This window comes from Siphonobacter sp. SORGH_AS_1065, assembly GCF_030818595.1.
GTDB lineage: Bacteria > Bacteroidota > Bacteroidia > Cytophagales > Spirosomataceae > Siphonobacter.
The window spans coordinates 3,005,390-3,026,020 of record NZ_JAUTAM010000004.1 but is presented as its reverse complement, the minus strand read 5'-3'; the positions used below and the strand labels follow the sequence as shown (position 1 = coordinate 3,026,020).

Sequence of the window (20,631 nt, the reverse complement as noted above, 5' to 3'; positions counted from 1 at the left end):
GAATTAGCTATTAGTCTAAACCAGTTAAGCATGAGTTTACCCTCTTTGTCGTTGAGCCGTCCGGTGCTAGCCATTGTGATGAACATCATTATTGTGCTATTCGGATACGTAGGGTTTACATTTTTGGGTGTGCGGGACTTCCCTGCCATCGACCCTCCCATTATTAACGTTCGGACCAGCTATGCCGGAGCGAACGCCGACATCATTGAATCCCAGATCACCGAACCCCTCGAAAAAGCCATTAATGGGATTGCCGGGGTACGTTCGATTTCTTCCACCAGTAGTCAGGGCACGAGTAATATTACCGTTGAGTTTAACCTGGAAGCGGATTTGGAAGCGGCTGCGAATGACGTGCGGGATAAAGTTTCGCAGGCTCAACGCCAGTTACCCAATGACCTTGATGCTCCACCGGTGGTAAGTAAGGCCGATGCTAACTCGGACGCAATTATTACCATGACGGTACAAAGCTCTTCCCGGAATATTCTCGAGCTGAATGATTACGCTACCAACGTTCTACAGGAACGTCTGCAGACCATTCCCGGCGTAAGTGCGATTCAAATCTGGGGTGAGAAACGCTACGCCATGCGTCTCTGGCTGGACCCCGCCAAACTGTCGGCTTATAACATCACCGCCGTTGATGTACTGAATGCTTTGTCGCGTGAAAACGTCGAATTGCCTTCGGGGAAAATCGCGGGGAATGCAACCGAGTTAAGTATCCGTACGTTTGGTCGACTCACTACTGAAGAAGAGTTTAACAACATTATCCTTCGCAATACGAACAGTCAGGTGGTTCGTCTTTCGGACGTGGGTGAAGCTGTATTGGGGCCTGAAAATGAGGAAACGGCCATGCGTGGCAATGGGATAGCCATGGTGGGGATGGCCATTGTCCCCCAACCCGGCTCTAACTACGTATCCATTGCCGATGAATTCTACAAACGTCTGGATGAAATCAAAACGGATCTTCCCAAAGATTTAAGTCTGAACATTGCTCTTGATAACACGCGTTTCATCAAGAAATCCATTACTGAAGTAGAAGAAACGCTGCTCATTTCGCTGGTGCTGGTGGTGATTATCATCTACCTTTTCTTCCGCGACTGGGCCATTGCCTTCCGACCCTTGATTGACATTCCGGTGTCGTTGGTGGGAGCATTCTTCATTATGTACATTTTTGGCTTTACAATCAACATTCTGACCATGCTGGCCATCGTACTGGCGACGGGTCTGGTAGTAGATGATGGGATTGTAGTTACCGAAAATATCTTTAAAAAGCTGGAAGCGGGTATGCCCCGAATGCAGGCCGCCAAAGAAGGCTCCGAGGAGATTTTCTTTGCCGTTATATCTACGTCCATTACGCTGGCCTTCGTGTTCCTGCCCATCATCTTCCTGGAAGGTTTCGTGGGACGGTTATTCCGGGAATTCGGTATTGTCGTGGCCGGAGCCGTATTGATTTCGGCTTTTGTATCGTTGACCTTAACGCCGGTTCTGAACGTGCTCATGTCGAAAAAGAAACACAAAAATTCGTGGTTCTACGACAAGACCGAGCCTTTCTTCCAGTCACTGGATCGGGGGTATCAGCAAACGCTGACCAGCTTCATGAAAGTAAGATGGATGGCCTGGGTGATTATCGCGGGCTGTTTTGGTCTGGCATACGTGCTCTACAATAACATCCAGTCTGAATTGGCTCCCCTGGAAGACCGCAGCCAATTCCGGCTTTCGGTCACTGCTCCCGAAGGAACGTCCTATGATTACATGGACGATTACATGCAGCGGTTGAGTCAGTTTCTGATGGATTCCGTACCCGAAAGCCGGATTGTCATGAGTATTACCGCACCCGGTTTCTCAGGAGCAGGTTCGGTTAACTCGGGCACCATTCGGATTGGGTTACCTGAAATTAACGAACGCAGTCGCAGTCAGCAGCAGATCGTTGACATGATTAATCGTAATACCAAGAATTTCCCGGAAGGAAAGGCCTTTGCTGTTCAGGAACAAACCATTGCCGTGAACCGCCGGGGTGGCTTACCCGTTTCTTTCGTGATTCAGCACAACGATTTTGAAAAACTGAAAGCCATCCTTCCCAAATTCATCGATGCGGCCAACCAGAATCCAGCGTTGCAGGGGGTTGACATCGATTTGAAATTCAACAAGCCTGAGTTACGCGTGGAAATTGACCGGGCCAAAGCCAGTGAACTGGGAGTATCTGTAGCGGATATTTCAGAAACCATGCAGTTGGCTTATAGTAACCGTCGGTACGGGTACTTCACGATGAAAGGGAAGCAATATCAGGTCATGGGTGAAGTGTACCGAAAAGACCGCTCTCAGCCCGTTGATTTACAGACGTTATACGTTAAAAACAGTCGGGGCGAATCCATTCAGTTGGATAACCTTGTTCGGATCACTGAATCCACCACGCCACCGCAGTTGTATCACTATAACCGTTATAAATCGGCTACGATTTCGGCAGGTTTGGCACCGGGTATGACCATTGCGGATGGGATTAAAGCCATGGAATCGGTTTCCAAGCAGTTGAAATTGACGGAACAGGGCTTTGCTACTGCTTTATCAGGGGCATCCAGGGATTACGCTGAAAGTTCATCGAATACATCTTTCGCCTTTCTGCTGGCTCTGGTACTGATTTACCTGATTTTGGCAGCTCAGTTTGAGAGCTTCCTCGATCCTATTATCATTATGATTACCGTACCTCTGGCTTTGGCAGGTGCCTTGCTTTCACTCTGGCTGTTTGACCAAACCATGAATATCTTCTCGCAAATCGGGATGATCATGCTGGTGGGTCTGGTCACGAAAAATGGTATTTTGATTGTAGAATTTGCGAATGAGCAACGCAAAGAAGGTTTGAATAAAGTCGATGCGGCGATTACCTCTGCTACGATGCGTTTACGTCCAATTTTAATGACAAGTTTGGCGATGGCCCTGGGAGCTTTACCCATCGCCCTTTCGCTCGGGGCGGCAGCCACCAGCCGGATTCCGTTGGGTATTGTGATTGTGGGTGGTATTATGTTCTCGTTGTTGCTAACGCTGTACGTAATTCCAGCCGTATACACGATGATGTCCCGCCGGAAAGACGAAGAAAAACCATTGAAATCGAATGAGAAACCCGTTGAACCTGAAATGTCGCTGGTATAATCATTCCATAGTTAAATGAAAGCAAAAGCCTCGAATCTGGTGATTCGAGGCTTTTGCTTTCATTAGGCTTATCCATCAGAACTTGAAGACTACTCGGCAAAAAACTCGTCTGCACTTTCAATCTTATTTTCCTCTTTCGGATACACTACGCAGGGAAAACCAAACAGGCATTTATCCTTAATCATCGTAGCTACTTCATCAGGAACGTATTGTTCCCAACCATCCTCACCCGACTTAATCATGGATAAAACCTGATCGGAAAGGATGTGAAGATTTTTCTTGTTAAAGCTCCGAATATCCTCAATTTTATTATTGGAAATCAGGTAACTAAACAAATCCCGAAGATGGAAAGGTAACTGAAACTTGAAGCAGTTCGCCAGCGTTCCGTCGGGTCGTAAAGCCGGATACACATAGAGCTTCACCTTCCGGCTAAAGAGCGTCGCAAAGGCCTCCAGAATTCCCCCCGGCAAGTTGGCGTAATGCTGCTCATCGAAGATGAATTCCAGGTTCGGAATACCCATGATGAGGCCAATTTTCAGCTTGGTCAGCTTCGCCAGATAGGCGATTAGCTTGTAGTATTCTGTATAGTTGGATACCATGACCGTCAGACCCAGTTTCCCAAGAATATCTACCCGATCCAGGAAGTCTTTCTCGTTAATATCGTCGCCGTCACGTAAATTCTGGAGCGTTAACTCCGTCAGTACAACAACCCGGTTAGGGTCTACTTCGGGGTCTTCCAGAAACTGGGCCACGCCGTTTTGTAGCATATCCTGGTGCACCAGGGCAAACGGGCGAAAACGTCCACGAATAACGGCAATGTGCTTTTTATACAGGGTATCGGCAGGCTGCAAATTCTGACCATTGGGGCCGAACAAAGCTGCATTCGTAAACCCATGCTTGACCAGATAAAGGCTCATGAGACGGTTATCTACCGCCTTAAAGTCGGGGCCGTTAAACCGAATCATATCTATTTCGATACGTTCGGTTGTTAAGTCATCCATCAGCGAACGCAATAACGTTTCGGGCATCTGATGGTAATAATAACAGCCGTACATCAGGTTAACCCCAATGATTCCCAAAGCCTGTTGCTGAAGAATGGTGTCATTATCCAGCATCCGAACGTGAATAATTACTTCATTGGGTTCGGATTGTGGCGATAACTGAAAACGCAGCCCCACCCAACCATGCGACTCATTGGTTTTATGGTAATTGAGGGCTACAACCGTATTAGCAAACGAAAAAAAGCAGGTTTCCTCACCCCGCTTTTGATCCAAACGCTCAATAAGTAAGTCGTACTCATGACGTAACATCTTGACCAGTCGGCTTTCTACGACATAACGACCGCTTTCTTCAGGGCCGTAAATGGCGTTCGAAAACGTCATATCATACGCTGACATCGTTTTAGCAATAGTCCCGGAAGCACCGCCTGCCTTGAAAAAGTTAGCTGCTACTTCCTGACCTGCTCCAATCTCGGCATACGAACCGTAAATTCGTTTATCAAGATTTATTTTAAGAGCTTTTTGTTTAGTGCCCAGGTACTCGTACGTTGATGATGGCATAATTAAACCGGTGATTTCTGTGATTTCCAGTCCGCTAGGTAATAGCCACGGATTCAGCAGAGCTCGTTGTCCCTTGTTTCAGCACTCTAAGTTAGACCCTATGGGTTTACCGTGTCAATAATAAAAACGGTTTCTTGCTAAACGATTATACCTATTCTCCTAACTTTTGTTTTTAGTACTGGAAAATCTAAAGTTTTATAAAAAAATTATAATTCTGCTCCACTTTCACTCATTCCCCAAACGGAGGAACATCTTCTAGCCGTTCCAGTTTGCCCTGTTTAGTGAACCTAAAAATGAAATGTTCCATTCCATTACTCAAAGCTAGAAAAGGAGCCTGGATCACATGGTTATAACGCATGGCCTGCTCCAGCACTGACGGGGTAATCTTTACCTCGGGAGCTTTACATTCTACTAACAAAAAGGGCAAGCCATCGCGACTGTACATCACCAGATCCGAGCGTTTGGCAGTACGGTTCAGGCTTAAGCCTCCTTCAATTTTCAATAAACTTTTAGGGTAAGCATAATGACTGGTCAACAAATGAACAAAGTGCTGCCGAACCCATTCTTCGGGAGTTAACACCAGCCATTTCTTACGTAAGATACAGAAAATAAAATACCCTTCTTCGGTTTTTCGAGCCTGAAAATCGTAAGACGGCAAATTGAGTTCAATCATAACTTTCAGGCCATTTTTTTGGCCGTATAATATCTTTATATTAAATTTGCTGAATTTTACTCATTCCAAACATCCCAAATAAATCAGAACCTGTATACTTGCCTGATTTATAAAAGTGATACAAGAAAGATATGAAAACTAAAGATGAAATAGTTAGTAACTGGCTTCCACGTTACACCGGAACACCTCTGGAAGAATTCCGGCCTTATATTCTTTTAACGAATTTCCATAATTACGTTGAAATGTTTGCTACCCGTTATGGCGTTGAAATTCGCGGCGTTGGTAAGGCTATGCAAACGGCTTCAGCTGGACAAATTACCATCATTAATTTCGGTATGGGGAGTCCGGTAGCCGCGACTATCATGGATTTACTCTCGGCCATTCATCCCAAAGCCGTGTTATTTTTGGGTAAATGCGGAGGCTTGAAAAAGCATACGCAACTGGGCGATCTGGTTCTGCCTATTGCGGCCATCCGGGGCGAAGGTACCAGTAACGATTACATGCCTCCCGAAATTCCCGCTCTTCCTTCGTTCCGTTTACAACGGGCCGTTTCGTCCATGATTGTGAAAAACGGAATGGATTACTGGACCGGAACGGTTTATACCACCAACCGCCGCGTGTGGGAACATGACGAGAATTTCAAGGAATACCTGCGTAATACCCGGGCCATGGCGGTTGATATGGAAACGGCAACCATTTTTGCGGTAGGCTTCGTCAATCAGATTCCGCACGGTGCATTGTTACTCGTATCGGATAACCCGATGATTCCTGAAGGCGTTAAAACGGAAGAGAGCGATAAGAAAGTAACGACTCAGTTTGTTGAAAAACACCTTCAGATTGGTATCGATTCGCTGGAAGAATTGGCCCAGTCGGGAGCTTCAGTTAAACACTTACGTTTCGAATAAGTGATTAAGGAGGTTGTGAAAACAGCCTCCTTATTTTTTACTACAGTATTGTTTTTGAGCCGCTACCGCCAGTTTATAGCCTAACTCTACGGCTTTCGTTAAATCCAGACACCCGTTTTCTTCGTCTCCCTGACTGTACCGAATGAGCCCCCGCAGGTAATAGGCTTCCGCGTGACGGGCATTGAAACGAATCGCGTTGGAGCAATCCTGAATGGCTCCCATCTGATCATTAGCCGCAGACCGGGCCATGGCCCGGCTGAAATAAGCATCTGGAAAAATCGGATTTAATTCCAGAGCTCTCGATAAATCTGCGATGGCAGCTTTGTTGTCCCCTACGCGTGCTTTACTAATGCCACGCACATAATAGGCTTCGGTTCGGTCATTGCTTAGTTCGATAAAGCGGCTGTTTTCAATAATGGAAGCTCTCAAATTGTCAAGCACATTTTTGGTAATTAAACCCGTGAACGTGGCTCTGCTTTCCGATGAATTATCGATTTCAATGGCCTTCGTTAAATCGTCGATAGCCTCCCGGGAACCTCCGTTTCTTGACTTCACCAGTCCACGTCCGTAAAAAGCTGCGGTATTCTGAGGATCAAGGGTCAGAGCTTTTTCAAAATCAGCCATGGCTCCGCTATAGTCAAAGGCCTGGTATTTACCAAAACCCCGCTGGCAATAGGAATTGACATCTTCAGGGTCCAGAATAATGGCCCGCGTATAATCGTCAACGGCAGCCCGGCTATTATTCAATTTGACATAAACCGCCGCCCGGGCAATGTACACGTGAGCAAGTTTATCATTCATATGAATAACCTGGGTAAAGTCTTTTAAAGCAGACTCATAATCTCCCAGTTTCGTGCGGCAGACCCCACGGGCGTAATAGGCCTGAGCATTTTCAGGTTCCAGTTCTATGACATTATTAAAATCCTGAATAGCAGCCTGGTAATACTGAAGTCGACTGCGAATCATCCCCCGCTTTAAATACGCCCGGCTATCGGTCGCATCCATTTCTATAGCTTTAGCAAAATCTTTGAGAGCATCCTGCGTCTGCTCCTGCCGATCGCGGCTGTCACCACGAGCCAGCAAAGCATCGTAATAGTCTGCCTTCAATGCAATGGCTTTATCATAATCCTGAATGGACCCGGGATAATCTTCCAGTAAAGCCTTGCATAATCCGCGATTATAATAGGCCTGCGGGTTTTCCGGGGACATGGTTATCACCTGAGTAAACTCCGTTAACGCTCCTTTAAAATCCCGGTTTTTACTTTTTTGCACCCCTCGACTAAAGAATTCAGCGGGAGTTTGAGCCCTGGCAATCGGAATAAATAATAGAGTAAGAATAATAGCTGGGAAAAGTCTTTTCATTAAGCACCAATCAATAGTTAATACTGTATATAGAGCTATGGAGCGAGTATAAAGTCTGGGCTAAACACAAATGTAAAAAGTAAGCCTCAATGCAGAGGCTTTTTTAACATAGTTCTGAAAATTAGATGGATTATCTTCCAACCGAAATCTTTTACAAAAGCTGCCCGACTCCAAAAAGAATAACAAACAGTAAGGTTGAAAGAGCCATGCGTTTCAGATAAGGGTCGATTTCTTCAGGTCGCTGCCCTTTCTGAACGCCACTGGCTATTTTCCAGAATAAGGGTAAGGTCAGTAAGAACAGGTAGCTACTCCAGTTCGGATGGAATAATAAGACGTAGACCATGGCACAGATTAACCCACCCGTCAACAGAAACCAGTGATACACCTTCGCCTTCGCAGCTCCTAAACGCACAGGAATTGAGTTTTTTCCATTCCGGCGGTCATTATCAATGTCTCGTATATTATTGATGTTCAGCACCCCAACAGCAAAAGCACCGCAACTGGTGGCGGGTAATAAAATACTCCAGTCAAGCGAGCGGGTGTGCAGGTAATACGTGCCCAGAACGCCTACCCAACCAAAGAAGATTAACACGGAAATATCGCCCAGCCCAGCATATCCGTATGGTTTTTTACCCACGGTATAGGTAATGGCGGCAATGATGGAAAGTACACCAAGTCCCAGAAAATACAGAAATTCCTGAGCGGTGCCCCCTTCCAGAGCGATATATAACAGTAATAATCCCGCTCCAAAGGTTAATACGGAAAAGAGAATAATTGCCTTTCGCATTTGCTCTTTGGTGATGGCTCCGGTCTGGACAGCCCGAGTCGCTACTTTTCGCTCGTCGTTATCAAGGCCCGAAACGCTGTCGCCATAATCGTTAGCGAAGTTGGATAATACCTGTAATAGAACGGTAGTGAGTACGGCCAGACCAAAAACCGACCAGCGAAAACCACCCTGAGCAGCCGAAAGAAAGCTTCCCATCAGGATGCAGGAAAGGGACAAAGGCAGGGTGCGGGGACGGGCTGCCGAAAGCCAGGAACGCATATTCAAAATTGGAGTTAGTAATAACGGGCGAGAGAAAGCCCTCCACACAAAATTACGACAATGAAATGGATTAGCTCACAACTAAAACTGCCAGCCTGAGGCTGGCAGTCTTCTATTACTCAAATAGCATGCAATTACTTGATTGCCTGGAGAAACTCTGGGCTATCAGGTTTTACTTTTGAAGCGAAGAAATGCGTCAGTTCGCCTTTTTCATTCACGACATACTTGCAGAAATTCCAGGTAGGAACTTTGTCATTCCATCCGTTTAATTCTTTCGTAGTCAACCATTTGTATAAGGGAGCCTGACCGTCACCTTTGGTTACTACTTTCGAAAACATAGGGAAGCTTACGCCATAATTTTTCTGGCAGAACGCTCCAATTTCTTCTTCTGAGCCGGGTTCCTGTCCGCCGAAATCATTGGAAGGAAAACCCAGGACAACGACTTTCTCTTTGTTAGCTTCATAGAATTTCTCCCAATCTGCGTACTGAGGCGTAAATCCGCACTTTGAAGCCGTGTTAAGGATGATTACTTTTTTGCCTTTATACTGGGCAAGGTTTACTTCTTTTCCTTCCAGCGACTGCACTTTAAAATCGTATAAGTTTTGTTTGGCCGGAGCAAAGCTCTCGGGACGGCTTGCGACTTCATTTTTATCCGCAAATAAGCCAGTAAACAGGGTTCCAAGCATAAGCAGGAGCTTTACCATCTGGAGTCAGATTAAAGTTTATAAGGTTTGATTAATAAACGAATGGAACGTCAATTAGTTCAGCAATATAGTAGTTTTCCGTGGTCGTTTTCCAGTTTTCAATGATTAGCAATTGAGAATTGCTAAGCTACTACAACTTACCTGATTGCTGGTAGCCTGTTTTCTTAGCCCTTACCTTATTGCTGCCAGCTTTTCCGTTGGCAGCGGCCGCATTGGCAGATGTCGGAGTTCATTCATTCCAAGCTATTGATGTAATACCCTATTAGTTGTTAAAGTAATTATCACCGTTGCCAGCGTGGCCCGGCCATCGTGGCCCGGCCAGCTTTTTTTCTGCTGGTAGGCTATTTTCTTACTCCATGGCTTATTGCTGCCAGCGAAAAAGCTGGCAGCGGCTACGTGGGTGGCAGCGGCAAGAGCTAAAAAGGCTGGCAATCCTTAATGGGATGTTCTTTTCTTCTAATCCATAGTTGATAAACAACCACTCTCGCTAGCAGCAGAGGAACAAAAAGCTGGCAGTGGCAGGAATTAAATTTATTACATAGTGGTCGAGAGCGTCTACCTTTGCAGCATAATCCAAGTTTCATGCAGAAAAAGAATAGCAACGCTTACGAAAAAAAAGAAGATACTCGCTTTGCCGTCACCGAACCGGCTGAGCTTATGGCTTTTTTGTTACAGAAATTTCCGTCGAAAAATCGCAATAATATCAAGTCACTCCTGCGGGATAAGCAGGTGCTGGTGAATGATAAGATTACCTTTCAGTTCAATCATCCGCTTGAGGTCAATGATGCCGTTCGCGTTCGCTGGACGAAAGCTCCCGCCGAAAAACAGTACGAGGGCATTAAGATCGTTTTTGAGGACGAACACCTGATTGTCATTGAAAAGGAAGAAGGAATTTTGTCGATGGCTACTGAAAAAGAAAAGCGGAAAACAGCTTATAGCCTGCTGAGCGAGCACGTGAAAAAGCAGAACCCCAAAAACAAAATTTTCATTATTCACCGACTGGACCGCGAAACGTCAGGATTGATGATGTTCGCCAAAAGCGAAACGGTTCAGAAAAAAATGCAGGAATCCTGGCAGTCTACGACCAAGGAACGGGTTTACCTGGCTGTCATTAATGGAAGTCCAAAGAAAACAGAAGACACCATTACGTCTTATCTGGTGGAGAGTGAAAAATCGATGATGGTGTATTCCACCCAAAACGCCGAACGTGGACAGAAAGCCGTTACCCATTACGAAACAGTTCAGCAGAACCGCTATTTCTCCATGCTGAAGGTAAGTCTGGAAACGGGGCGTAAAAATCAGGTTCGGGTGCACCTTCAAAGCATTGGACATCCGATTGTGGGCGATAAGAAATACGGCTCCAATAGTAACCCTATTAATCGACTGGCCCTGCACGCCTGGGTACTAGCCTTCCAGCACCCCATTACGAAAGAACAAATGCACTTTGAAACGGCAATTCCGACGAAGTTTGCCAGTTTGATGAACCGATAATATTCAGGAATTTTCTTATCACTCTTTCGGATTTACAATTACAAATAAGCGGATCACAGATCCGCGACAGATAGGTTCCGGATTGCAAATCCGAAACAGCATAAAACATAGGAATTTTCTTACTTATGCTCTTTCGGATTTGCAATTCCAATAAGCGGATCACAAATTCGCGACAGATAGGTTTCGGATTGTAAATCCGAAACAGCGTAAGACATAGGATTTTTTTACTTATGCTCTTTCGGATTTGCAATCCGAAAGCCATCTGTTTGGGATTTGTAATCCCTCCTTAGCTGAGATTATTTACCTTCATAGGTTACGTCTGCGACGTTCAGGTGCTATAAAACTCAAGTTCCCGAAAGTTTTAGAACTTTAGGGAACTTGAGTAACATCTAAAAACCCATTACATACGTTCAGGAACTGTTACGCCTAATAAGCCCATTGCCTTGCGAATGACTTCAGCAACGGCTTTGGACAGTGCCACCCGGAATTGTTTTTTATCCAGATTTTCTTCCGCAAAAATCGGCACTTCGCTAAAGAACTGGCTGTACGTTTTCGCCAGATCATACGCATACTGAGCGATCAGAGCAGGGCTGTACATAGCACCGGCATCCTCCACGCGTTGAGGGAACTGGCTGAGCGTAAAGATGAGATCACGCTCGCTGGCATGCAGGTCAATCGTAGTGGGAGCCGTTGGTGTTAACTCCATCTGGTCCGCTTTGCGAAGAATGGAACGAATCCGGGCGTGGTTATACTGAATATAAGGCCCAGTGTTGCCCTGAAAATCAACGCTTTCCTGGGGGTTAAATAACATCCGTTTTTTTGGATCCACCTTTAGCAGGAAATACTTCAAGGCACCCATCGCCAGTGTATGATACAGAGCTTTGGCTTCTTCTTCCGTAAATCCGTCGATTTTGCCTAACTCTTTTGTCATTTCTTCCGCAGTATCATTCATTTCCTGCATCAGATCGTCGGCATCCACCACCGTTCCTTCGCGGGATTTCATTTTACCACTGGGTAAATCGACCATCCCGTAGCTCAAATGGTATAAACCAGCTGCGTAAGGACGCCCCAGCTTCTGCATAATCAGGAATAATACTTTGAAGTGATAATCCTGCTCATTGCCAACTACGTACACGGATTTTTGCATTGGAAAATCTTCCGCTTTCAAATCCGCCAGACCTAAGTCCTGGGTAATATACACCGAAGTTCCATTGGAGCGTAACACCAGTTTTTCATCCAATCCGTCGGCAGTCAGGTCAATCCAGACCGAGTTATCAGGACGGCGGTAGAAAACCCCTTTCTCCAGCCCTTCTTCGATAATGTCTTTGCCTAATAAATAGGTATCCGATTCGTAATAAATCTTATCGAAGTTGACGCCCATTTTTTTATAGGTCTCGTCAAAACCAGCGTATACCCAGCTATTCATCATTTCCCAGAGACCAATCGTCGCAGGGTCGCCTTCCTCCCATTTCAACAGCATGGCTTCGGCCTGTTTCAAAAGCGGAGCCTCTTTCTCTGCCTTTTCCTTCTCCATGCCGCCTTCCACTAATTCGGCAATCTGAGCTTTGTATGCTTTATCAAACTCTACGTAATACTTCCCAACTAAATGATCCCCTTTTATATCGCTGGTGGCGGGAGTCTCATTATTACCAAACAACTGATAGGCCAGCATGGACTTACAAATGTGAATACCCCGGTTATTCACCACGTTGGTTTTCATTACTTTATAGCCACCCATTTTCAGGATTTCAGCGATGGAATACCCCAGGAAGTTATTACGCAGGTGTCCTAAATGCAAAGGCTTGTTCGTATTGGGTGATGAGTATTCCACCATTACTTTCTGGCCCTTGTCGGGTGACTGACCGTAACTTTCGTTCCCGTGAATGGTCGCAAAAAGCTCCAGCCAAACCTGATCAGAAATGCTAAGATTCAGAAAACCCTGTACGACGTTAAACGCTGAAACGGGGCCGTTCTGAGCCACAAGGTATTCGCCCAGCTTCGTCCCGATTTCTGCCGGGCTTTTTTTCAATTGCTTAGCATAAGGGAAACAAACGAAGGTATAAAAACCTTCAAACTCCTTCTTGGTAGGCTGCAAAGCCAGATCGGCAGCGGCCACTTCAATAGCAAACTCCTGTTTCAGAGCGGCGGCCAAAGCCCCCTGTATGTATTCGTTGAGATTCATAGTCAGTCAAAAACTCTGCAAAACTACACGAATTGCGGTATTGACGCTAGGCTTTTTCCTGCATGGCCGTAATTAGCTCTATTAATGCATTCCGTTAATCAGCGGATTATAAAGATTAAAATGTTAAATACAGTTAAAACGTATAATTGCTATCGAACGCTTATTATTTTTAATTTTTCTATGGTTCAACCACTTTAAAAAGCTTATGAAAAAAGTATTTTTTACTCTTTCCAGTTTTTTCCTATCTAGTATTTCACTGTTTGCACAAATTCCTGCTAACACAAAAATTTTGGGGTTTGGAGGTTCCTTTCGCTATGGTAATATGGCATACCCCAATGCCGATATTCATAATAGTTCTTTAAATTTCTCCCCAGAACTTACATCAGGCAAATTCACTAAAGAAAATACGGCTGAAGGGTGGATCGTTAATCCCACTGTAATGTATAATTATACCAATTGGAGCCCTGCTTTATCTATTCAGCATTTCAACAGAAAATACGTATCGCTTACCCCTGGATTTTACTTATTTGGTGAAGCAACTGCAGGAGCTCAAGCTAACCTACGTTTCATGGAGCGTAACGCTGTCTATCAAACTTATCAGGTATCAGCGGGAGTAAATCTAGGACTAACTTATTTCTATAAAAATGATTGGTCACTAGAAGCTAAGGCAAATGTAGCAACTGTATATGCCTCGCATTACCGTTCTCCTATTACTCCTACTCAAAACTTGGTCAGTCTACAATCCAATCTTCCTTCTAATTTTTTTGAATTAAGCCTGGTAAAATACATTGGAAGTCAAAACGAAAAATCTACTCTATTAACCAGTAAGCGTGATAGTCTATATCAGGTTAATCAGCGTTTCATCACAGGGGATATTTCTGCTACTGCTCTATTTAATGAGAATAATAATTATCTTAATAACAATACACAGGCCCTTCAGGCAGGGTTTTCAATAGGAAGATTTGTTACCACTACGTATGCGAAAGGGTTTGGAATTACAGCCAGATTTAATAAAGCTCCAGAGTATACATCAATCGAAGAATGGTATCCTATCAACTCAAAGACGGCGGGCTTTTCAATCTACAAGTTTCACGAATATTACTTTCCTATTGCTAAAAAATTATCTCTGGTTGCTAACGTCCGAATCAACGCTTCTTATGCCTATGCAAAAGAAGAAGCAAGAGAACAAATAACTACTCATAGTTTGACGTTATTCCCTTCCATCATTCCTGCCATTCAGTATCAGATCAATGATCGCTGGGCTCTTACGGGTCTCATAGGTTCATTTCAAATAGGATCAGTTCATGCTTCTTATGAAAAATCTGCATGGAGAGGCGACTTAATAAGAGGTGGAATTTCTTTCGATCCTAACTATACATTGAATAACTCTGGCGTTTCGCTTCGCTATTTTCTTAAAAAGTAAATAACTCATTTTTAAGTTAAAGGCAGGTAGGTTTACCTGTCTTTTTTGTTTGAGGTGTAAAGAACTGCTGATATATGCTCTACATTTGAAGAGGTCAACTTTCAATATTACATCTCTGTAAGTTACTGTTTTATGAAAAAAATACCTTTACTAACCCTATTACTGGGCCTGTCTGCTCCTCTTTTTGCTCAAACCTCCGAAGGGAATCGCTTCATGAGTTATACAGGAAATTTGAGTTTTTCGGGTAGCAAAACGGCTTCTGATCTGACCGTCCCTACCCGGGAGCGTACGTATGATATTAATCTGGAATTCAGCCGGGGTAAGTTTATCCGCGATAATGTCGCTCATGGCTGGAATGTAGGTCTGGGCTATAATCATTATAAAATTCTGGAATCTGACTATGCAAGTTCAACTCCCTTTTTATCAGCTAATTATCTAATCAGAAGATACGTAGTCCCCTCGGAACGGGTACGGGTTTTTGCTCAGGGAACGCTGGGAGCTTCGTACAGACCAAGCATAGCTGACGGAGAAATCACCTTAAATACCTTCGGTGCCGGGGCCTCCCTTGGGCTGGGACTTACTTATTTTTATAAGAAAAACTGGGCCTGGGAAGCGACGGCTAATCTGGCTGGCTTAAACGTAACCCATGCCCGAAAAGAAGACGAAAAAGTAGTTACCAATGTGCAGCTCAATGGGTCCTTTGGCGTCAGTTCTTTCAAAATAGGGCTGGCTCATTATTTCGGTTCCAGCAGCTCGGCTTTTGAAGAGCCACCCCAGCAATCGCTTTACGCCGTGGGAACGGGGTATCTGGCAGCCGATCTTTCGACCCTTCATACCTCCTATCCTATGGCTAATACCACCGGAGTTGGCGTAGGCTTTTCGGGAGGGAAATTTGTTTCGCCCCGAAAGCTAGTGGGTATTGGTCTTCACGGAAGTTATGCTACGGCTAACTCATCTTCAGAAAATGTTTTAAACTCCTGGGGAGCCAATGTCAGACCTTTTGTAGAATATTACTGGCCCATTGCAGGGAAGTGGAGCATTTTTGTAAACAGCGGTATTGCCCTAGGTTATAATTCTACCAAAACGACCGACACTGATGCAAAACGTACGAATCAAAGCTATTCCGCTCAGCCTAACATACGGCCTGGTATTCAGTATCAATTAACTACTAAATGGGCTATTGCTGCTATGATTGGCAATCTCGATTTAAAAGGATTCTACGCTAGTAAAATGGAGTTAAAACAGTCGAATACCACTACGACTAATACTACGTTTAACTTTGAAATTGACCCTACTTATCAACTCAATACTACTTCCTTATCGTTGCGTTTTTATCCGGGACGATAATTGGATAAAGGTTAATATAAAAGGCGGCCTGCATGTGTTCAGGCCGCCTTTTATATTAAATCCCCAGATTACTCCTAAATAATTTAATGGCAATAGCGAGTAAAATAACCCCGAATATTTTCTCCAGAATCCCCGTACCGGCAGGCCCTATTTTTTTCTCAATCCAAGATGAAGACTTCAAAACCAGGTAGATTAAAGCCAGGTTTACGAAAATTCCAACCAGAATATTAATCTCCTGGTATTGGGCTTTTAGGGAAAGAATCGTAGTCATCGTTCCGGCTCCGGCAATAATGGGAAAAGCCAGGGGAACAATCGAAGCAGCTCGGGGCTGAATATCCGTACTTTTAAAAATGCTACGTCCCAAGGTCATTTCCAGACCAATCAAAAAAATAATCAATGCCCCCGCCACTGCAAACGACTGAACATCCACCCCAAATAACTTAAGAATCGACGTTCCTATGTATAAAAAAGCAATCATAATACCACCCGAAACCAGCGTGGTAGTGGCGGCATGGATATCTCCAATTTTCTTCCGAATATCCAGTACAATTGGAATAGCTCCAAGAATATCAATCACGGAAAATAATACCAGAGTTACCGACAATACTTCTTTAATATCAAATTTCATAGGCGGGACCTTTCTAAATAGAACCGTGATTAACTCTGTGTAATAAAATGCTTTACTATTGAAAATTCATTGTCCGTCAAAGCCGGAAAATTGGCAATTCTAAAGGTATTTTCTTTCCACTTTCCATACCCATTGCCCAGCATAATCCCGTGAGATTTAGCGTTGATTTTAATCTGGTTAATTTTTTCTTTTTCTCCCGTAATGGCCAGTACCGTATCTGACTGGATCAGCGGATTTTCAGCCAAAATTTCCCAATGCGTTTCCTGATTGAAAAATTGAATCATTGCCTGAGCCCGATTTTTCAGGTGTGCTGCGACCTCCGACAACACGGGAACCTGCTCTAGCATCCGCTTTAAAAGATAGATATTCAGCACATTAGGCGTATAATGCGTCTGAAATTTCGCCGCATTTTCATGAATAAACAAGAGACTATTGTAATGATTCCGCTCGTTTATTTCTTCAGCCCGCCTCAACGCTCGTGGACTATAAATCATAATTCCTAAACCAGCGGGTAAGCCAAAACATTTCTGCACGGAAGCAAACCAGAGGTCGCCGAGCTGCCAGTTAAAGGCTACTCCGGCCATAGAGGAAGTGGCATCCAAAGCGATTAATCCCGTGGTTTGCTCCCGAATTTTTTCGAGCGTAGCCATTCGGATCTGTGTTCCATTAGAGGTTTCGTTCTGAGTTAAACAGATGAGTTCTGCGTCTTCCGTCAGCTCACATGCATCGTTTAGGTCGAAGGGTTTAGGAATGACCTCTACTCCCAGCTTCTGCGTATACTCCGCCCATTTTTGTCCGAATGCTCCATTATAAGCGTGTAAAGACTGTTGGCGGGTTAACGATTGGGCGATGATTTCCCAGCATTCGGTAGCCGAAGAGATAAAAGCAATGGAGTACTCCGCCGGAATTTCCAGCTTTTCATGCAACAGACGATACGTTTCTTTTACCATTTCCATAGCCTCCGCACTGCGGTGGTTTACGCTCAAAATCCCCGATTGATACGCATCCTGCAAATACGTGGCTACTTGCGGATAGACTTTCGATGGTCCTGGATAAAAAGAAAGAATCATTGTATTTGCTTTTTCTGGTACTAAAGACGTGACGAAACCTCGTCTATTATTGCTTTTTTATAATAGCGACCGAATCGCCATTTCGTAGCCTTTCAAACCGAAGCCAATCACTATCCCGGCGGCTTTGGGGCTGATATAACTATGATGACGGAAAGCTTCCCGGGCGTGAACATTCGAAATATGCACTTCAATCACGGGTGTTTTCACCCCTGAAATTGCATCGGCCAGGGCTACGCTGGTGTGTGTATAGGCTCCAGCATTAAGGATAATTCCGTCATAGGAAAAACCCACTTCATGAATTTTATCCAGTAATGCTCCTTCGTGATTCGACTGAAAGTATTCCAGTGTTACTTCTGGGAATTTTGGTAACAGGGTAGCAAAATAGTCTTCAAACGTCTGCGAACCGTACACTTCGGGTTCCCGGCGTCCGAGTAAATTTAAATTAGGGCCGTTGATAATCAGGATGCGTTTCACCTTTTCTTTTTGTTTAGAGTCAAACCCCTATTTCCGGTGTTATATTTAAAAATGTTCGGTGCGAAAAATGAGTTATTCCCGCCGTAACACCTCACTACTATCAACCCTTTAGGAAAATAACGGTTCATCAATGCTTTGGCAAAGCTATCTTAAAAACTTCAAATCTTACCTGACGCTCGAACGCTCTCTTTCTGAACATTCGATTGAGGCGTATTTACACGACGCTCAAAAGTTTATTCAATACCTGCAACTATCTGGACAGGAGAAGCTTTCGCCGGAACAGGTTACCGACGTTCACTTGCTGGATTTTTTATATTACCTTGGTGAATTAGGCATCGCTTCTACCTCCCAGGCTCGTATTTTATCCGGTATTAAGGCCTTTTTCAAATTTATGTTGCTGGAACAGGTCATTCCCACCGATCCGGCTTCGTTGATTGAATCGCCTAAACTAGGTCGAAAGTTACCAGATACCCTAAGTTTCCCAGAAGTGGAAGCGTTACTGGCAGCCATTGACCTTTCTACGCCCGAAGGTACCCGAAATCGAGCCATCATCGAGGTATTATACGGCTGCGGATTACGGGTTTCAGAGTTAACCGATCTGCGGGTTAGTGAACTGTACTTTGACATTGGCTTCATTCGGGTCTTTGGCAAAGGGGGCAAAACCCGGCTGATTCCCGTTGGTCGCGACGCGATCAAGTATACGCAGATTTACCTGGATGAAATTCGTCGGCATCTGGATATTCAGAAGGGTTCGGAAGATATGCTTTTCCTCAATCGTCGTGGGAAAAGCCTTACCCGAATTATGATCTTTTTGATTATTAAGGATCTCGCGGCTAAAATTGGCTTGCAGAAGAACATTTCTCCGCACACCTTTCGCCATAGTTTCGCCACACACCTGATTGAAGGCGGGGCCGATTTACGAGCTGTGCAGGAAATGCTGGGTCATGAATCCATCACCACCACTGAAATTTACACTCACCTTGACCGGGATTATCTGAAAACGGTCATTACGGAATATCACCCCCGTGGACGTTAATCTTTGCCAAAAACCCGCTGAGGATGTCTTGCATTTTACTCAAAACCGAGTAAATTACTTCCAGGATAGGCTCTGGCAAAAGATTTTCTGAACCGAAGACCAGGACCGCTTGTTATGTCCATACTTGTACTAAAACCCCTTATTCTACTGAATGCCATTTCCAACACTCACGGATTTATTAAGCCAATCGGAAGGCTCTACTCTTGAATTTAAACGCACCATTGAAGCTCCCGGTCGCATCGCCAAAACGCTGGCGGCTTTTGCTAATACTTCGGGTGGCTGGCTGGTGATCGGTGTGAACGATGATCGATCGGTGAAAGGCATTGAATCGGAAAAAGACATTGTTCAGCAACTCGAAGCGGCTTCGGATTTATTCGTTCAGCCAGGCGTTTTGCTCCGTTACAAAGCCGTTGAGCATCATGAACGCCGCGTGCTGATTGTTCGGGTTGATGAAAGCGAGGATAAACCTCACCAGGCAAAAGATCATCAGGGACAATGGCAGGTGTACGTTCGGGCCCGGGATAAATCAGTTCCGGCGACCAAGCAGATGGGCAAATGGTTGCAGGAACAGGGAGAAGTTTCCTCTGAATTACTGCAACAGCACAACGTCAAACGGTTGATCACTTATCTTCAGAAGCATAAACAGATTTCGGCAAAACAGTTTGCCCAGTTGGTAAACATCTCCGAATACCGATCTGATAAATTGCTGCAACAATGTACCCGTGAAGGCTTGTTACTCACCCTTCATAATCAACAGCCCAAGACGTTTACTTTACGGAAATAATAGGTTGTTAGCGGCCGCCGCTGTAGTTGTTAGTTAATATAATAATATTCAGATTTTTATAACTGAATGTTATTATATCAAAAAAGCCGCTGGAATTAGTTCCAGCGGCTTTTTTGATAACAGATCAGAGCATTCTAATCTGACTATTTCATGCTATCTTTAATTTGCTTCACATGGTTCAGGTGTTCTTTTACCCACGCCTGAAGTTTTGGTAGCAAATTCTTTCAGTTGCATATCTTTACATTCGGTAGCGGCATCGCTGAAGGCTTTATCATCCATTTCGTGGGCATCTACCATCAGGCTTACGTATTTCTTGTCGAATTCTTTGCCTGAAAGCTTGCTCAGCTCATTGTATTTTTCCTGATGATCTTCACCCATTTGGGGAGGCAGAACAATTCCTTTGGCCGAAGCGATTGCCATTAATTCTTCATTAGCTTTGCCGTGATCTTTTACCATCATGGCAGCAAATTCTTTCACTTTAGGATTCATTCCTTTTTGCTCAGCCAGTTTAGAAGCTTCTACTTCAAACATACCGCCGCTTGCCGCTTTCATGGCAAAGTCAGAATCCTTACTGTCTACCGTTTGCAGGCTATCATTCATATTTTCAGCCTGATCCATGGAAGCATCAGCCTGTTCTTCAGAAGCTTTCTCTGTGTTTGATTTATTTTCACAAGCCTGGAATGCCAGGGCACTAGCCGCTAGCATGCATAACATCGTTACCTTTTTCATCGTGTGTAGCAATTAATTAAGAGTTAGTCTCTTCGGTTGAAAATTCGAATACTTAAAAACTTCTAAAAATCCCGTACC

At 44.5% G+C, this 20,631-nt stretch carries 18 protein-coding genes; 7 read left to right on the top strand and 11 right to left on the bottom strand.

Features of this window, described 5'->3' with window-relative positions; all coding sequences use genetic code 11:
* The first annotated feature begins 30 nt into the window (after positions 1-30).
* A complete protein-coding gene (locus QE390_RS13110; RefSeq protein ID WP_307142466.1) occupies positions 31-3,141 on the top strand; it encodes an efflux RND transporter permease subunit in 3,111 nt (1,036 codons plus the stop codon).
* Between the two features lie 89 nt (positions 3,142-3,230).
* Here the strand turns inward: QE390_RS13110 and QE390_RS13105 are convergent, their stop codons facing one another.
* Positions 3,231-4,700, bottom strand: a complete 1,470-nt coding sequence (locus QE390_RS13105; protein WP_307142465.1) for a TonB-dependent receptor — start codon at positions 4,698-4,700, stop codon at positions 3,231-3,233.
* Positions 4,701-4,929: 229 nt separating this feature from the next.
* The gene (locus QE390_RS13100) at positions 4,930-5,373 is read right to left on the bottom strand and encodes a type I restriction enzyme HsdR N-terminal domain-containing protein (protein ID WP_307142464.1); all 444 of its coding nucleotides are present in this window, start codon (positions 5,371-5,373) and stop codon (positions 4,930-4,932) included.
* A gap of 131 nt (positions 5,374-5,504) precedes the next feature.
* On the opposite strand from QE390_RS13100, the gene QE390_RS13095 reads away from it, so the two are divergent.
* On the top strand, positions 5,505-6,278 hold the full coding sequence (locus QE390_RS13095; protein ID WP_307142463.1) for an AMP nucleosidase: 774 nt from the start codon (positions 5,505-5,507) through the stop codon (positions 6,276-6,278).
* Positions 6,279-6,308: 30 nt separating this feature from the next.
* Here QE390_RS13095 and QE390_RS13090 read toward each other — a convergent pair whose 3' ends face one another.
* From QE390_RS13090 to QE390_RS13075, 4 genes are all read right to left on the bottom strand, one after another.
* The gene (locus tag QE390_RS13090) at positions 6,309-7,640 is read right to left on the bottom strand and encodes a tetratricopeptide repeat protein (protein WP_307142462.1); all 1,332 of its coding nucleotides are present in this window, start codon (positions 7,638-7,640) and stop codon (positions 6,309-6,311) included.
* A gap of 151 nt (positions 7,641-7,791) precedes the next feature.
* The gene (locus tag QE390_RS13085; protein WP_307142461.1) at positions 7,792-8,685 is read right to left on the bottom strand and encodes a 1,4-dihydroxy-2-naphthoate polyprenyltransferase; all 894 of its coding nucleotides are present in this window, start codon (positions 8,683-8,685) and stop codon (positions 7,792-7,794) included.
* Between the two features lie 134 nt (positions 8,686-8,819).
* A complete protein-coding gene (locus QE390_RS13080) occupies positions 8,820-9,371 on the bottom strand; it encodes a glutathione peroxidase (protein ID WP_307142460.1) in 552 nt (183 codons plus the stop codon).
* Positions 9,372-9,632: 261 nt separating this feature from the next.
* Complete coding sequence (locus tag QE390_RS13075; protein ID WP_307142459.1) at positions 9,633-9,821, bottom strand: hypothetical protein; 189 nt, start codon at positions 9,819-9,821, stop codon at positions 9,633-9,635.
* Between the two features lie 150 nt (positions 9,822-9,971).
* Here QE390_RS13075 and QE390_RS13070 point away from each other — a divergent pair, with 150 nt between their 5' ends.
* Positions 9,972-10,880, top strand: a complete 909-nt coding sequence (locus QE390_RS13070) for an RluA family pseudouridine synthase (protein ID WP_307142458.1) — start codon at positions 9,972-9,974, stop codon at positions 10,878-10,880.
* Positions 10,881-11,280: 400 nt separating this feature from the next.
* Here the strand turns inward: QE390_RS13070 and argS are convergent, their stop codons facing one another.
* Positions 11,281-13,062 (bottom strand): arginine--tRNA ligase, encoded by a 1,782-nt coding sequence (gene argS, locus QE390_RS13065; RefSeq protein WP_307142457.1) that lies wholly within the window; start codon positions 13,060-13,062, stop codon positions 11,281-11,283.
* 205 nt (positions 13,063-13,267) lie between these two features.
* Here argS and QE390_RS13060 point away from each other — a divergent pair, with 205 nt between their 5' ends.
* Positions 13,268-14,485, top strand: a complete 1,218-nt coding sequence (locus QE390_RS13060) for a hypothetical protein (protein WP_307142456.1) — start codon at positions 13,268-13,270, stop codon at positions 14,483-14,485.
* Between the two features lie 132 nt (positions 14,486-14,617).
* Complete coding sequence (locus QE390_RS13055) at positions 14,618-15,832, top strand: hypothetical protein (protein WP_307142455.1); 1,215 nt, start codon at positions 14,618-14,620, stop codon at positions 15,830-15,832.
* Between the two features lie 55 nt (positions 15,833-15,887).
* On the opposite strand, the gene QE390_RS13050 is transcribed toward QE390_RS13055, so the two are convergent.
* Genes QE390_RS13050 through aroQ form a run of 3 tightly spaced genes read right to left on the bottom strand, consistent with a single transcriptional unit; the run spans position 15,888 to position 18,004 of the window.
* A complete protein-coding gene (locus QE390_RS13050; RefSeq protein ID WP_307142454.1) occupies positions 15,888-16,460 on the bottom strand; it encodes a MarC family protein in 573 nt (190 codons plus the stop codon).
* A 29-nt stretch (positions 16,461-16,489) separates the two neighbouring features.
* Positions 16,490-17,530 (bottom strand): aminotransferase class V-fold PLP-dependent enzyme, encoded by a 1,041-nt coding sequence (locus tag QE390_RS13045; RefSeq protein WP_307142453.1) that lies wholly within the window; start codon positions 17,528-17,530, stop codon positions 16,490-16,492.
* Between the two features lie 57 nt (positions 17,531-17,587).
* A complete protein-coding gene (gene aroQ / locus QE390_RS13040) occupies positions 17,588-18,004 on the bottom strand; it encodes a type II 3-dehydroquinate dehydratase (RefSeq protein ID WP_307142452.1) in 417 nt (138 codons plus the stop codon).
* A gap of 130 nt (positions 18,005-18,134) precedes the next feature.
* On the opposite strand from aroQ, the gene xerD reads away from it, so the two are divergent.
* Together xerD and QE390_RS13030 are read left to right on the top strand one after the other, a co-directional pair.
* On the top strand, positions 18,135-19,040 hold the full coding sequence (xerD, locus tag QE390_RS13035) for a site-specific tyrosine recombinase XerD (protein ID WP_307142451.1): 906 nt from the start codon (positions 18,135-18,137) through the stop codon (positions 19,038-19,040).
* A gap of 151 nt (positions 19,041-19,191) precedes the next feature.
* Positions 19,192-19,824, top strand: a complete 633-nt coding sequence (locus QE390_RS13030; RefSeq protein ID WP_307142450.1) for a helix-turn-helix domain-containing protein — start codon at positions 19,192-19,194, stop codon at positions 19,822-19,824.
* Between the two features lie 159 nt (positions 19,825-19,983).
* Here the strand turns inward: QE390_RS13030 and QE390_RS13025 are convergent, their stop codons facing one another.
* Entirely contained in the window at positions 19,984-20,553 is a 570-nt protein-coding gene (locus tag QE390_RS13025) for a DUF4142 domain-containing protein (RefSeq protein ID WP_307142449.1), read from the bottom strand.
* Positions 20,554-20,631 lie beyond the last annotated feature (78 nt).

Excerpts from the sequence above, each read along its gene's own strand:
- QE390_RS13110 (WP_307142466.1), top strand. The coding sequence starts at position 31 with ATGAGTTTACCCTCTTTGTCGTTGAGCCGTCCGGTGCTAGCCATTGTG.
- QE390_RS13105 (WP_307142465.1), bottom strand. The coding sequence starts at position 4,700 with ATGCCATCATCAACGTACGAGTACCTGGGCACTAAACAAAAAGCTCTT.
- QE390_RS13100 (WP_307142464.1), bottom strand. The coding sequence starts at position 5,373 with ATGATTGAACTCAATTTGCCGTCTTACGATTTTCAGGCTCGAAAAACC.
- QE390_RS13095 (WP_307142463.1), top strand. The coding sequence starts at position 5,505 with ATGAAAACTAAAGATGAAATAGTTAGTAACTGGCTTCCACGTTACACC.
- QE390_RS13090 (WP_307142462.1), bottom strand. The coding sequence starts at position 7,640 with ATGAAAAGACTTTTCCCAGCTATTATTCTTACTCTATTATTTATTCCG.
- QE390_RS13085 (WP_307142461.1), bottom strand. The coding sequence starts at position 8,685 with ATGCGTTCCTGGCTTTCGGCAGCCCGTCCCCGCACCCTGCCTTTGTCC.
- QE390_RS13080 (WP_307142460.1), bottom strand. The coding sequence starts at position 9,371 with ATGCTTGGAACCCTGTTTACTGGCTTATTTGCGGATAAAAATGAAGTC.
- QE390_RS13070 (WP_307142458.1), top strand. The coding sequence starts at position 9,972 with ATGCAGAAAAAGAATAGCAACGCTTACGAAAAAAAAGAAGATACTCGC.
- argS (WP_307142457.1), bottom strand. The coding sequence starts at position 13,062 with ATGAATCTCAACGAATACATACAGGGGGCTTTGGCCGCCGCTCTGAAA.
- QE390_RS13060 (WP_307142456.1), top strand. The coding sequence starts at position 13,268 with ATGAAAAAAGTATTTTTTACTCTTTCCAGTTTTTTCCTATCTAGTATT.
- QE390_RS13055 (WP_307142455.1), top strand. The coding sequence starts at position 14,618 with ATGAAAAAAATACCTTTACTAACCCTATTACTGGGCCTGTCTGCTCCT.
- QE390_RS13050 (WP_307142454.1), bottom strand. The coding sequence starts at position 16,460 with ATGAAATTTGATATTAAAGAAGTATTGTCGGTAACTCTGGTATTATTT.
- QE390_RS13045 (WP_307142453.1), bottom strand. The coding sequence starts at position 17,530 with ATGATTCTTTCTTTTTATCCAGGACCATCGAAAGTCTATCCGCAAGTA.
- xerD (WP_307142451.1), top strand. The coding sequence starts at position 18,135 with ATGCTTTGGCAAAGCTATCTTAAAAACTTCAAATCTTACCTGACGCTC.
- QE390_RS13030 (WP_307142450.1), top strand. The coding sequence starts at position 19,192 with ATGCCATTTCCAACACTCACGGATTTATTAAGCCAATCGGAAGGCTCT.
- QE390_RS13025 (WP_307142449.1), bottom strand. The coding sequence starts at position 20,553 with ATGAAAAAGGTAACGATGTTATGCATGCTAGCGGCTAGTGCCCTGGCA.